This window comes from Kribbella sp. NPDC003505 (assembly GCF_040610875.1).
Taxonomy (GTDB): Bacteria; Actinomycetota; Actinomycetes; order Propionibacteriales; family Kribbellaceae; genus Kribbella.
This window is the reverse complement of the sequence record NZ_JBEXNA010000016.1, coordinates 83400-96541: the sequence shown is the minus strand read 5'-3', so window position 1 is coordinate 96541 and position 13142 is coordinate 83400. Positions and strand designations below refer to the sequence as shown.

Sequence of the window (13142 nt, the reverse complement as noted above, 5' to 3'; positions counted from 1 at the left end):
AACACCCGCGAGGTCAGCTCGCGGTCAGGGAGGTGTCGTCGATGACGAAGCTGGTCTGCAGGGAGGAGTCCTCCGTGCCGACGAACTTCACCGAAACCGTCTTCCCCTTGTACTGCGTCACGTTGAGCGTCTTCTGGACGTACGACGTGTTCTTGTTCAGGTTCGAGTACGTCGCCAGCGTGGTCGTGGTCGAACCGTCGACGATCTGCACCTTGGCGGTGTCGTACGCCGTCGAGGTGGTGGTTTCCGCAGTGTCGATGCGGATCCAGAACGACAGCGTCGCGCTGGTCGCCGATGCCGGGATCGCGACCGACTGGGCCTCGTTCTCGGCCGCGGCGCGGCCGTTGCCGCCGAGCCACAGCTTCCAGGTGCCGGTCCGCGCCGGGCGGCCCGAGTCGTTGGTGATCGGGCCGGCGGTCCCGGTCCAGTTCACCGCGCCGGACTCGAAGCCCGGGTTCAGCAGCAGGTTGTCGCCGGTCGGCGGCTCCGGGTCGCCGCCGCCCGAGCAGGCGGCCGCACCGGCCGGGACCGAGATGCCGTTGAACGCGGCCTCGATACCCTTGCACTGCGTGGAGTCCGCGCCGTACAGCTCCTTCGCGGAGTTGATCGCACCCTCACGGGCGTCCTTGTAGGTGCTGCCCGAGCTCAGCTTGGTGCTCAGCGTGCGGTACCAGACCTTCGCGGCCACGTCGCGGCCGATACCGGTGATCGTGGCGCCGTTGCAGGCGGTGCTGCTGTGCGTCACGCCGCCGATGACCTTGCTGCCGGTGCCCTCGGAGGCCAGGTAGAACCAGTGGTTCAGCGGGCCGGACGAGTAGTGCGGGTCCAGGCCGCCGGTGCTCGTCGACCAGCAGTCCACGCTCCGGCCGTCCTTCGACGGCTTGTCCATGTAGCGCAGCGGCGTGCCGTTGCCGTTGATGTTGATCTTCTCGCCGATCAGGTAGTCACCCGGGTCGGACGAGTTGTTCGCGGAGAACTCCACCGCCGTACCGAAGATGTCGGAGGTGGCCTCGTTCAGGCCGCCGGCGTCGCCGGAGTAGTTCAGGTTCGCGGTCGCCTCGGTGACACCGTGGCTCATCTCGTGACCGGCGACGTCGATCGACGTCAGCGGGTGCGTGTTGCTCGCGCCGTCGCCGTACGTCATTTGGGTGCCGTCCCAGAACGCGTTCACGTACGCGTTGCCGTAGTGCGTGCGCGAGCGGGCGCCCTGGCCGTTGTTGAAGATGCCGTTGCGGCCGTGGACGTTCTTGTAGTAGTCCCAGGTCAGCTGGGCGCCGTAGTGCGCGTCCACACCGGCGGTCTGGCGGTTCGACGCGGCGCCGGTACCCCACGTGTCGTCAGGGTCGGTGAACGTGGTGCCGTTGCCGGAGGTAGCACCGTTGAGGTCCGTGGTGTAGTTGCCGCCGCGGTTCGGGTCGCTCATCGTGTAGCTGCCCGACGTGCCAATGCTGACGGTGCCGGAGTACATCGAGTTGCCGGTACCGGTCTTGACCTCGTCGTCCTGGTCCAGCACCGCGCCGGACTTGGCGTCGATGAACGAGTGCAGCACCGACGGGGTCTGGTCGGCCTTCACGCCGGTCGTGATCACCTCGTACGCGAGGACGGGCTTGGTCGGCGTCACGAAGACGACCAACTGCCCCTTGTTGCCTGTGGCCTTGAACTCCGCGGCCTTCGCACCCTTGGCGAGCGCGGCCGACTGGGACAGGGTCGGCTTGGTGGCGACGGCGACGGCCTTCGCACCGCGGTTGTAGGTGACCTGCCCGATCGACTCGCCCTTGCGCTTGACGATCAGGTCACCGCCGACGACCTTCAGGCCGTTGAAGGTGCGGTCGTAGCGGACGTACTCGGTGCCGTCCGCGTCCTTCACCACGTCGCGGACCTTGAGTTGCTCGCCGGCGCCGAGGCCGAGGGCGGCGGCCGTCTGCGCGGTCAGCGCCTGTTCGGCCTGGACGGCGGCCGGCTGGTTGAAGCCGGATGCCGGGAGCGGAGCCGTCCGGTCGGCGGCACCCGCGGTCGAAGCGGTGAACCCTGTCACGCCAGCGGCAAGACCCGCTGCCGCGACGACGGCCACCGCCCCTGCTGATGTCAGTCGTTTCAAGACAACATCTCCTCACGGTGTGGTCGCTGTTTGGGCGCAGCGACCTAATTCAGTTGGGGACGCGCCGGATGCTGACGCAACAGTGCCACTGCCTCATTTGTGACACTTCGTGTCGATGCATGCGAGTTCTGTTACATCCGACGTGAGGACAGACTGTTGTCGTCCGTGCGCCGTGAGTCAAGGGATTCGGCCGAAACCGCAGGGAAAACCCGCGCCCGGGACGGGCTCAGTCCGTGGGGCGCAACTCCCGCCGAAGGTGTTCCGGCAACGTCACGGGCAGCCGGCAGGTGAATTTCTGACACACGTACGCCGCCGGCGATCCGCCGACCAGCCCCCGTCCGTCCATCAGCGGTACGCCGAGCCCGGGCGCCCCGGCCGCGATCGGCGTACCCCACGGAGCGTCGGCGAACGCGACCCGCACAAGCTCTCGCGCGGAGCCGGTGAGAGAGTCGCCGGCGGCAACGACGGCGATCTCGAGGGGGCCTCCGGCAATTGTTTCGGCGACGGCCAGTGCGCGGCCCGCGAACCGAGGAGCCCGGGCGGCGATGGTTGCCGAGGCTTGCAGGGCCTGGTGGGCAGCGGTCTCGTAGCGGTCGGATCCGGTCAGGCTCGCGAACGTGATCAGGGCCTCGGCCGCCAGGCTGACCCCCGAAGGGGTCGCGTTGTCCGTCGCGTCCTGCGGCCGCCACACCAACTGCTCCGCGTCCGCGGCCGTGTCGAAGTAGGAGCCGTCAGCAACGAACTGCTCCAGGACCCTGCCCAGCAAGCCCTCCGCCACCCGGAACCACTCGGCGTCACCGGTCGCGCCGAGCAGCGTCAAGCACCCCTGGGCGAACGCCGCGTAGTCCTCGAGTACGCCGTCCGCACTCCCCCGCACTCCGTCCCGCGACGTCCGGTACAACCGGGCGCCGTCAAGATGCACCTCCCGGATCAACCGCGCCGCCGCAGCCGCGGCCTCGACGTACTCAGGCCTGTCGAGCACCACCCCGGCCCGCGTCAGCGCCGTGATCGCCAAGCCGTTCCACGCGGCAACGACCTTGTCGTCCCGGCCCGGGTAAGTGCGTCTGCTCCGCACCTGCGCGAGCGTCGAGCGCACCCGATTCCACCGCTCGGCGTCCTCCGGATCCCGCCGAAGCTGGAGCACCGACGTACCGTGCTCGAACGTGCCCGTCACGTCGCAGAGCTCGATCAGCCAGTCGGCGTCGTCCCCGAGCACCTGCCGAAGCTCGTCCGGCGCCCAGACGTAGTACTTGCCCTCCTCGCCCTCGGTGTCGGCGTCCAGCGCGGAGGCGAAGCCGCCCTCAGGCGTCCGGAGCTCGGCGAGCAGGAAGCCGGCGGTCTCCTCGGCGACGCGGCGCGCCAGCGGGTCGCGGCTGAGCGTCCACCAGTGCGTGTAGACGTCGAGGAGCAGCGCGTTGTCGTACAGCATCTTCTCGAAGTGCGGAACGATCCACTGCCCGTCGACGGAGTACCGGGCGAAGCCGCCGGCCAGCTGGTCGTACATCCCGCCCCGGGCCATCCGGTCGCAGGTGTGGGCGACCATCGCGAGCGCGTCCTCGTCGCCTGTGCGCCGGTGATGCCGGAGCAGGAAGTCGAGCACCATCGACGGCGGGAACTTCGGGGCCCGCCCGAAGCCGGCGTCGACCGGGTCGAACTCGGTCTTCAGCAACTGGACGGCGCGGTGGAGGTCGAACGCCTCCTCGCCGGCAGGCTGGTGGGCGCCGAGCTGTTCGACGACCCGCTTCCCGATCCCGTCGAGCTGCTCGCGCCGGTGCTGCCACGCGTCGGTGATCGCCTCCAGCACCTGCCGGAACGACGCCATCCCGCCGCGGGTGTCCTTCGGGAAGTACGTGCCGCAGAAGAACGGCTCGCCCGCCGATGTCAGGAACACCGACATCGGCCAGCCGCCCTGCCCGGTCATCGCCACGGTCGCCGACATGTAGATCGCGTCGACGTCCGGCCGCTCCTCGCGGTCGACCTTCACGCTGACGAAGTGCTCGCTCAGGTACGCGGCGGTCGCGGCGTCCTCGAACGACTCGTGCGCCATCACATGACACCAGTGACACGCGGAGTACCCCACCGACAAGAAGACCGGCACGTCCCGCTCGCGGGCCTCGGCGAACGCCCGCTCCGACCACTCCCGCCACTCCACCGGGTTGTCCGCGTGCTGCCGCAGGTACGGACTGGTCGACCGCCGAAGTTCGTTCGCCATACGTCCCACCGTATGCGTCCGGGGTTGAATGGGAGCGTGCCCGTCCATCCTCTGCTCGCCAGCCGCTTCAGCCCGCTGATGTTCGATCCCGCCTGGACCGTCACCGAGGACGACGTCGAACTGCTCCTCGACGCGGCCCGCTGGGCGCCGTCCGCGGGCAACTCGCAGCCCTGGGCGTATTTCGTGGCGCGCCGCGACGAGCCCGAGCACAAGCGCGTCGTACGGCACCTCGCCCGCAGCTCGGCCCGCTGGGCGCCGAGCGCGTCGCTGCTGATCGTGACGATGGCCCATCGGTACGTCGAGGACACCGACTGGGCGTACTCCGACTTCGCGGACTACGACCTCGGGCAGTCGGTCGCGCACCTCACCCTGCAGGCCCACGCGATGGATCTCGCCTGCCGCCAGTTCCGCGCGTTCGACCTCGAGTCCCTCACCGCGGACCTCGACCCCGGCCCCGGCTGGCACATCCTGTCGATGATCGCGGTCGGCCGGCCCGCGGAGAACCGCCCGGCCGACCGGGAGCGTCGCAGTACCGCTGACCTGCGGACGGCGCCCTGGGCCTAGGGCCTAGGCGGTCTGCGACAAGGCGACCGACAGGCCGAGGGTGAGCGCCATCACCAGGAGCTCGACGCCGACCACGCGCCAGAACGGGCCGCCGGAGTCCAGCAGGTCGACGTCGGAGCGAGCCCGGTGGATCCCCGCGAGGACGACCAGGAGCACGAACGCTGCCACCTTGGCGATCAGCAGCGCGCCGTACGCGTCCTCGGTGAGGGCGTCGACGAGCGAGCCCCAGCCGCCGCCCTTGGCCGCCAGCCGGCCGGCGGCACTGATCAGGCCGCTGACCAGGACGGCGATCGCCGAGATGAACGCCGTCTGGCCGTACCGCTCCATCACGAGCGGCAGTCCGGTCCGGCTCGCCCGCCCGTACCGGACCAGGCCGGCGAGTCCGCCGATCCAGGTGGTCGCCGCGATCACGTGGATCACCAGGGCGGCGCCGGCCAGGACGACGTACGACTCGTTCCTCGGGTACGCCGTGACCGCGGTCGGTATCAGCGCGCCGATCGCGACCAGCACACCGAGGCCCGCGGCCGAGGACGTCTGCACCCGGCGGATCCCGATCGCCAGCGCGAGCACCAGGATGCCGGTGATCAGCAGCGCCTTCACCTCGGGGACGCCGAGCGCGTCGTCGAGGCGGAGCCGGAGCAGCAGCACCGGCGTGTTCAGCAGCAGCGACGCGGTCACGATCGCACCCGCGAACGCGCACACCGCCCAGATGATCGCCGCGTTGCTCGCGTCCCGGACCGCACGCCGGCCCTGTACGCCGAGCGGCCCGCCCTCGACCCGCAGCAGGACGACGGCGGCCAGCAGCGCACCCGCGCAGCCGACCGTCGCCAGTGTGGAGATCATCCGCAACAGCGGCAGCAGCCAAGCAACGAAGACATCCGGACCGCCGATCCCGCCGACATCACGAGGCTCGCTGTCCGCCGCGTACAACGCGGCCACCAACGCCGCCGAGGCGACGGCAACAGCACCCACCCCACCCACGACCAGACGTCCGGGCATGCGATGCCGGGCGGCGCGGGTCGCGGTCACCGGGGGGACCGGTCCTGGGCACCATTCAGCACGCGGCTCACTATAGGGTCAGCCGAAGGTGGGCCGCCCAGCCCGACACCATCTCGTGACCAGGGTGTTTCCGAGCTCCCGAGAATCAGTTACCGCACTGCTACAGACTCAGTGCTCTGAGTGTTCCTTGGACTCACTCGAGGTCTGGGTCGGGGTCTGGGCCGAAGTCGTCGGCGCTGCATCGGTAGCCGGGGACGCTGAGCGGTCCGGACTCGCTGGGTCGCCGGACGGTGCTGGGTCGTCCGCACCATCGCGATCGAAGTCGATCCGCTTCAGCTGCTTGCCCATGTTGCGCCACAGCAGCACCGTGGCGGCACCGAGCGCCAGCACGATCAGCAGCGCGACCCACCCCGGCTTCACCACGTTGGGGTCGATCTCGGCCGTCTGAAGGGAGATCATCGCTGTTACCACGCCACCATTGTCTCATTGTCCGCGCCGCCCGTCAGTGCAGCCCCGCGAACAGATCGTCCTCGGGCAGCTCGGACTCGACCACACTCCGCGCGAGCTCGTAGTCCTCGGTCGGCCAGGCCGCCTGGTGCACGTCCAGCGGTACGGCGAACCAGGCGCCGTCCGGGTCGATCTGGGTGGCGTGTGCGAGCAGTGCCCGGTCGCGCACCTCGAAGTACTTCGCGCACTCCACGCGGGTGGTGATCCGGCGCTCGTTCTCCGGGTCCGGCTTCCAGTCCTTCAGCCGCTCGGCGTACGGCGACTCGAGGCCGCGCGCGACCATGCCGTCGTGCAGCGCCTTCATCCGCTCGTAGTGGAAGGTGTGGTGGTAGTACAGCTTGAGCGGCTGCCACGGCTCGCCCAGCTCCGGATAGGCGTCCTTGTCCCCGGCGGCCTCGAACGCGGCCACGGTGATCTGGTGGCACATGACGTGGTCCGGGTGCGGGTAGCCGCCGTTCTCGTCGTACGTCGTGACGACCTGCGGGCGGAACTCGCGGATCAGCTTCACCAGCGGCGCGGCGGCGTCCTCGACCTTCTGCGCCGCGAAGCAGCCCTCGGGCAGCGGCGGCAGCGGATCGCCCTCCGGGAAGCCGGAGTCCACCCAGCCCAGCCACTCCTGCCGGATGCCGAGGATCTCGCGCGCCGCGTCCATCTCCTTGCGGCGGATCTCGGTGATGTTCGCCAGCACCTCGGGGCGGTCCATCTTCGGATTCAGGATCGATCCGCGCTCCCCGCCGGTACACGTGGCGACCATCACTTCCACGCCTTCGGCGACGTACCGTGCGGTCGACGCGGCTCCCTTGCTCGACTCGTCGTCCGGATGGGCGTGCACATGCAACAACCGAAGATCTCCACTCACAAGACACAATGGTCCTCCAACACCCGCGAAAACCCACGACCGACCCCCTGGACACCCCGTGACCGAGTCATCTGCCGCCAGTCCGCCCTCCGACCTGAACGCCCGCTACGGCCGGTCCGGACGGTCCCGCCGGCCGCTGCTGATCGGCGTCGTGGGCGTGATCGCGCTGGCCGGACTGGCCTGGTTGATCTGGGCGGCCTGGGTGCAGTCGAATCCGCCGGTGACGTCGCAACTGCAGGGATTCGAGATCGTCTCGCCGACCAGCGTGAAGGCCAGCGTGAAGGTCGACCGCAGCAAGTCGGTCGCGGCGAGCTGCCGGCTGCAGGCGAAGGCGGCCGACTTCTCCATCGTCGGCGAGGTGACGCTGACGGTCCCCGCGGACGCACCCCGTCACCAGGTCCTCCCGGTGACGCTGACAACGCAACGCTCGGCGACATCGGTCGTCCTCGTCGGCTGCACCACCGCGGACCAGCACCGCCCGCGCTAGCCGGGCCCGTCGTACTTCTTCAGCGCCGCGACGAGCGCCGTCTCGCCGACTTTCAGGTGCTTGCGCAGCACCTGCTCCCGGGCTGCGGGTGCATCGGGTCCGCGGGCCAGGTCGGCGTAGAGCGAGTTCACCTTGGCCTGTCCGTACGTGGTCACCAGGTACTCGACGATGACCCAGCTGACGCCGTAGCTGTCCTCGTCGTAGTCGCCGTGGAAGACCCCGTCGATCGGGAGCACCACCAGCGCCGGAATCTTCTCGCTCAGCAACTCCTGGCGCTGGTCGTCGATCTCGTCCTGGTACTCGTCCTGCGCCGCGAGCTTGTTCTCGACGTACATCGCGAAGCCTTCCACCAGCCAGATCGGCGCCCGGTCCCCCAGCGGCTCCATCGCCGCATGCGTGAACTCGTGCGCGAGCAGCAACCGGTCGGCCTTGGTGCGCTGCTCCGGGTTGATGACCACGCGGCTGCCGGTGACCTTGAACTCGCTCGCCTCCGGGTTCGCCGGGGCGAAGTTCGGCACGGCCACGGCGGCGGCCGGATGCCCGCCGGTTCGCCATTCGCCGGACATCGAGCGGCCGTCGGCCATCGCGACGACCAGAACACCGGCCTGGGCGCGCCGGGTGATCGAGCGCACGATCGGGATCGCCGGCCGTGCCTCCCGGGCGAGACGTTCGGCATTGGCGCGTTCGCCGGCCGGTACGACCACGAGTACGCCGGGGCGGCGCGCCACCTCGATCGCGCCGAGGTCCCAGGGTTCGCGGTACGCGCTGAGGTCCGTCTCGGCCGCGAGATCGTCGTCGTCGACCAGCAGCCAACGGCCGTCGCGCTCGGCGAAGGTGTAGCCGAGCGAGGTGGCCCGCGGAGCCGAGTCGATGCCCGCGATCTGCAGCTGCATGAGGACGCGCAAGGCCCGCGCGCTCGGGCCGTGCTGCGCCTGGACCTCCGGGGCCCAGTTGGTGTCGACCTGATAGCTCAGCCGGGAGAGGCCGAGCTTGCGCAGGTTCGCGAACACCTGCTGGTCGCGTTGCCGGAGCTGCTGGTTCTCCGGGTCGACGTACTGGAGGTACTGCGGCAGCCGGCCGGCCAGCAGGGCCGACGCTCGAGCGTTCAGGACGGCTTCGACGCCGGCCAGCATCCGCTCCTCGGACGGCGGTTCGATGGTCGTCGGCACGGCCGCCGGCACCTCGGCGCCGCCGTCCCCGCGACCCACGACGAACCAGGTCACCGCGGCTGCCAGGACCGCCAGCACGGCCGCCCCCGCGATCCACAGCCGGCGCGGACCAGGCCGCTCGGCACTCGTTGTCACATGAACCACTTTCGCGCCCCGGGCCGCTGTCCTGGGGAGCGTAGGAAAGCGCAGGTCAGGCGTCAATCGACCGGTTGGCGGCAACCGATTGCCAGGAAAGTTTCCCGGATCGCCGAAATGCCGCTGAGCAAGCGTTTTCCAAGCGCTTGCGACCGTCTGGAGACCCTGCGTGATCTGCGGTCTCTTGCTACGCTCGTTGGATTGGTCGCCGTCGACGACGGCGGCCAAGAGTATTTTCCTGCCCATCCCATCCGACACAAGGAGCAGCCCGTGACGCAGAAGATCGACGAGGACAGCGTTGTCTGGCTGACGCAGGACGGTTACGACCAGCTGAAGTCCGAGCTCGAGCACCTGAAGGGCCCCGCCCGTGCCGAGATCACGCAGCGGATCAGCGAGGCCAGGGACGAGGGCGACCTCAAGGAGAACGGCGGCTACCACGCCGCCAAGGACGAGCAGGGCAAGATCGAGGCGCGGATCCGGCAGCTGGAGGACATGCTCCGCCGGGCCCGGGTCGGCGAGACCCCGAAGGCCGGCGGCAAGATCGAGCCGGGCATGAAGGTGTCGATCAAGTTCGCCGGTGACGACGACGTCGAGACGTTCCTGCTCGGCTCCCGTGAGCTGCTCGCCCTGGACGCGTCGGTGGACATCGACGTCTACTCGCCGCAGTCTCCGCTCGGCGCGGCGATCCTCGGCAAGAAGAAGGGCGACAAGGCCTCCTACGAGGCCCCGAACGGCAAGGACGTGACCGTCGAGATCGTCGCCGCGGAACCCTTCACCGGCTGACCCACCAAGCTTCCGAAGCGCCCCGGTGGGATCCCCCACCGGGGCGCTTCGGCTTGGCTGGCCGGTTCAGCGCCCGGTCGCGCTGCGGTACTTGCGGACCGCGAGCGGCGCGAAGACGGCGATGATCGCCGTGCACCAGATCAGCGACAGCCAGACCGGGTGCTGGGCCGGGAAGCTGTCCGGGCTGGCGAACGGCGACGGGTTGCCGAACAGGTGCCGGCAGGCCGCGACGATCGAGGAGATCGGGTTCCACTCGGCGATCGGCTGCAGCGCGCTCGGCAGCTGCGGCGTCGGCACGAACGCGTTCGACAGGAAGGTCAGCGGGAACAGCCAGATCAGCCCCGCCGACGACGCCACCTCGGGGCCGCCGACGGACAGCCCGATCAGCGCGCCCACCCAGAGCATCGCGAACGCGAACAGCAGCAGGATCCCGAACGCCGCCAGTGCCTGCCCGAACCCGTTGTGCCAGCGCCAGCCGACGAGCAGGCCGCAGAGCACCATGATCACCATCACGAACGAGTTGAACACCAGGTCGCCGGCCACCCGGCCGGCGATCACCCCGGACCTCGCCATCGGCAACGACCGGAACCGGTCGATGAGACCCTTCGACATGTCGTCGGCCAGCCCGACACTCGCCGACGCGACCGCGAACGCCATCGTCTGCGCGAAGATCCCGGACATCAGGAACTCCCGGTAGGCCTGCGGTCCGGGGAAGCCCGGGATCGGGATCGCGTTGCCGAAGACGTAGGCGAACAGCAGCACGAACATGATCGGCTGGATGGTCGCGTAGATCAGCATGTCCGGCGTCCGCGGGATCCGCTTCAGGCTTCGCCAGGCGAGGATCCCGGCATCCGACAACGCCCGGCCGATCGGGTTCACCCGGGCCGGCAGCTCCGCACTCACACTGCCTCCTTCTGCTCGGCCTCGTGCCCGGTCAGGCTGAGGAACACGTCGTCCAGCGTCGGGCGCCGCAGCCCGATGTCGGCGATCCGGATCCCGGCCGCGTCGAGCGTCCGGATCACCTCGACCAGCGCGCTCGAGCCGCCCGGCGCCGGCACCGTGATCCGGCGGGTGTGCTCCTCAAGCGTGGTCGACTCCGGATCCGCGATCCCGAGCGCGCGGGTCAGCAGCTCCAGCGCCCGCACGGTGTCGCGCGGATCGTGGACGACGACCTCGATCCGCTCGCCGCCGACCTTCGCCTTGAGCTCGTCCGCCGTACCGCGGGCGATCACCGAGCCGTGGTCGACGACCGCGATGCTGTCGGCCAGCTCGTCGGCCTCTTCCAGGTACTGCGTGGTGAGCAGGATCGTGACGCCCTCACGGACCCGGTCGCGGATGATCTGCCACAGGTCGAGGCGCGAGCGCGGGTCCAGGCCCGTGGTCGGCTCGTCGAGGAACAGCACCTTCGGGTGCGCGATCAGCGATCCGGCCAGGTCGAGCCGGCGCCGCATGCCGCCCGAGTACGTCTTCAGGATCCGGTCCGCGGCGTCGGTCAGGTCGAACGTCGCCAGCAGCTCCTCGGCCCGCTCCTTCGCCTGCCGGCTGGTCAGCCGGTACAGCCGGCCGAACATCCACAGGTTCTCCCGGCCGGTGAGCAGCTCGTCGACCGCGGCATACTGCCCCGACAGCCCCACCAGCGACCGGACGGTGTCCGCCTCGGTCACCACGTCGTGGCCGAGCACGCGGGCGGAGCCGGCGTCCGGCTTCATCAGTGTGGTGAGCACCCGGACCGTGGTGGTCTTGCCTGCCCCGTTCGGCCCGAGCAGGCCGAGCACCGTCCCTTCCGGCACGTCGAGGTCGATCCCGTCGAGTGCCTTGACCGTGGCCTGTCGGCCTTTGAACGTCTTCACGAGGCCGGTTGCCTCGATTGCAGCCATCCGCACGTCCCCCTTCTGGATGTGACGCAGGCCACTATCCTGCCGGAGAACGCCGACAATTTCACTCTGAAATTATATTGAGTCTCATCGACTCAACTTTGTTGACAGTTGAGTCGACACGGCTCAGGTTTGGCTCTACGGTCGCGGAATGGGCATCCTCCGCCATCCCGATTTCCGCCGGTTGTGGGCCGCCGACCTGCTCAGTCAGCTCGGATCCCGCCTGAGCATGGGCGCGATCCCGCTGCTCGCCGTCCTCACCCTGAACGCGTCGACGCTCCAGATCTCACTGCTCCGGACGTGCGAGACGGCCGCCTGGCTCGTCCTCGGCCTGTTCGCGGGCGCCTGGGCGGACCGGATCCGATGCCGTCCGGTCCTGGTGTACGCCGACCTGCTCCGGGCGCTCCTGTTCGCGTCGATCCCGATCGCCTGGTGGTTCGGCGTACTCACGCTCACGCAGGTGTACGTCGTGCTGGTGCCGGCCGGGATCCTGACCGTGCTGTTCGACGTCGCGCACAACTCGTACCTGCCGCGGCTGCTCGAGCGGGACCGCCTGCTGCCGGGCAACGCCAAGCTGGCCGCGAACCACTCGATCGCGGCCGTCATCGGCGCCGGTGCGAGCGGCCTGCTCGTCCAATGGCTCGGGGCGGCGCTGACCATCGGCCTGGACGCACTGACCTTCCTCTGGTCAGCGCTCTGGCTGCGAAGCATCCGTACGCCGGAGGCCGAGCCCGTGAAACCCGAGCGGCCCAACCTGCGCCGCGAGATCGGCGACGGCATGCGGTACGTCTTCCAGCATCCGCTGCTGCGACCGGTCGCGCTGAACACGATGACAACCATGCTCTTCCAGGCCGCCGCCGGCGCAATCATGGTCGTCTACCTGGTGCGCGGCGTCCATCTGCAGCCGGCGACGATCGGCGTCCTCAGCATGATCGGCCTGCTCGGCGCGATCGTGGCCTCGGCCGTCACCGAGAAGCTCAGCACTCGGTACGGCGATGCGCGCACGCTGCTGCTGTCGTCGACGGGCATCGGCGTCGCGTTCACCCTGCAGGCGCTCACCGCGCCCGGCTGGATGGTGAGCTGGTTCGTGGTGGCCACGCTGCTGGCCGGCTTCTGCATCATCGTCAGCTACATCCTGCAGGTCAGCACACAGCAGCGCCTCTGCCCGCCGGACCTGCAGGGCCGGGTCAGCGCCACCATGAGCTTCGTCAGCTGGGGCGCCGCACCGCTGGGCAGTCTCCTCGGCGGCGCCCTCGGTACGGCGTTCGGCCTGCACACCACGCTGTGGATAGCAGGCCTTGGCACCCTGGCCGGCAACGCCTTCCTCTACTTCTCCCGACTCCGCACCTTGCGGACCATTCCTCCCGAGGTGATGCGGACCTCAGGGCCATCACAATCGCCGGACCAAGGCGTGCGCCCGCGTAGCGGTGCGGCGGACGGGTGATTGTGATGGCC

At 69.5% G+C, this 13142-nt stretch carries 12 protein-coding genes; 4 read left to right on the top strand and 8 right to left on the bottom strand.

Annotated features, from left to right (window positions below):
- Positions 1 to 13 precede the first annotated feature (13 nt).
- Positions 14 to 2098 carry a M4 family metallopeptidase gene (locus tag ABZX12_RS38705; protein ID WP_355700444.1) on the bottom strand — a complete coding sequence of 695 codons (2085 nt, stop codon included), beginning with the start codon at positions 2096 to 2098 and terminating at the stop codon, positions 14 to 16.
- Positions 2099 to 2324: 226 nt separating this feature from the next.
- Positions 2325 to 4310 (bottom strand): thioredoxin domain-containing protein, encoded by a 1986-nt coding sequence (locus ABZX12_RS38700; protein ID WP_355700443.1) that lies wholly within the window; start codon positions 4308 to 4310, stop codon positions 2325 to 2327.
- A 36-nt stretch (positions 4311 to 4346) separates the two neighbouring features.
- Here ABZX12_RS38700 and ABZX12_RS38695 point away from each other — a divergent pair, with 36 nt between their 5' ends.
- Positions 4347 to 4874, top strand: a complete 528-nt coding sequence (locus ABZX12_RS38695; RefSeq protein WP_355700442.1) for a nitroreductase family protein — start codon at positions 4347 to 4349, stop codon at positions 4872 to 4874.
- Between the two features lie 3 nt (positions 4875 to 4877).
- Here the strand turns inward: ABZX12_RS38695 and ABZX12_RS38690 are convergent, their stop codons facing one another.
- From ABZX12_RS38690 to mca, 3 genes are all read right to left on the bottom strand, one after another.
- The gene (locus ABZX12_RS38690; protein WP_355700441.1) at positions 4878 to 5903 is read right to left on the bottom strand and encodes a CopD family protein; all 1026 of its coding nucleotides are present in this window, start codon (positions 5901 to 5903) and stop codon (positions 4878 to 4880) included.
- 138 nt (positions 5904 to 6041) lie between these two features.
- Positions 6042 to 6332 (bottom strand): hypothetical protein, encoded by a 291-nt coding sequence (locus ABZX12_RS38685; RefSeq protein WP_355700440.1) that lies wholly within the window; start codon positions 6330 to 6332, stop codon positions 6042 to 6044.
- 43 nt (positions 6333 to 6375) lie between these two features.
- The gene (mca, locus tag ABZX12_RS38680; protein ID WP_355700439.1) at positions 6376 to 7239 is read right to left on the bottom strand and encodes a mycothiol conjugate amidase Mca; all 864 of its coding nucleotides are present in this window, start codon (positions 7237 to 7239) and stop codon (positions 6376 to 6378) included.
- 58 nt (positions 7240 to 7297) lie between these two features.
- On the opposite strand from mca, the gene ABZX12_RS38675 reads away from it, so the two are divergent.
- Positions 7298 to 7726, top strand: a complete 429-nt coding sequence (locus ABZX12_RS38675; protein WP_355700438.1) for a DUF4307 domain-containing protein — start codon at positions 7298 to 7300, stop codon at positions 7724 to 7726.
- Here the strand turns inward: ABZX12_RS38675 and ABZX12_RS38670 are convergent.
- On the bottom strand, positions 7723 to 9030 hold the full coding sequence (locus tag ABZX12_RS38670; RefSeq protein ID WP_355700437.1) for a hypothetical protein: 1308 nt from the start codon (positions 9028 to 9030) through the stop codon (positions 7723 to 7725). The two genes, ABZX12_RS38675 and ABZX12_RS38670, sit on opposite strands and share 4 nt — an antisense overlap.
- Before the next feature lie 270 nt (positions 9031 to 9300).
- Here ABZX12_RS38670 and greA point away from each other — a divergent pair, with 270 nt between their 5' ends.
- On the top strand, positions 9301 to 9813 hold the full coding sequence (gene greA, locus ABZX12_RS38665; RefSeq protein ID WP_355700436.1) for a transcription elongation factor GreA: 513 nt from the start codon (positions 9301 to 9303) through the stop codon (positions 9811 to 9813).
- A gap of 66 nt (positions 9814 to 9879) precedes the next feature.
- On the opposite strand, the gene ABZX12_RS38660 is transcribed toward greA, so the two are convergent.
- Entirely contained in the window at positions 9880 to 10716 is an 837-nt protein-coding gene (locus ABZX12_RS38660; RefSeq protein WP_355700435.1) for an ABC transporter permease, read from the bottom strand.
- Positions 10713 to 11690, bottom strand: coding sequence for an ATP-binding cassette domain-containing protein (locus tag ABZX12_RS38655; RefSeq protein WP_355700434.1), 978 nt, complete (start codon positions 11688 to 11690; stop codon positions 10713 to 10715). The genes ABZX12_RS38660 and ABZX12_RS38655 overlap by 4 nt, the downstream gene beginning before the upstream one ends.
- A gap of 148 nt (positions 11691 to 11838) precedes the next feature.
- Between ABZX12_RS38655 and ABZX12_RS38650 the strand changes: the two genes are divergently transcribed.
- On the top strand, positions 11839 to 13131 hold the full coding sequence (locus ABZX12_RS38650) for an MFS transporter (protein ID WP_355700433.1): 1293 nt from the start codon (positions 11839 to 11841) through the stop codon (positions 13129 to 13131).
- The last annotated feature ends 11 nt before the right edge of the window (positions 13132 to 13142 follow it).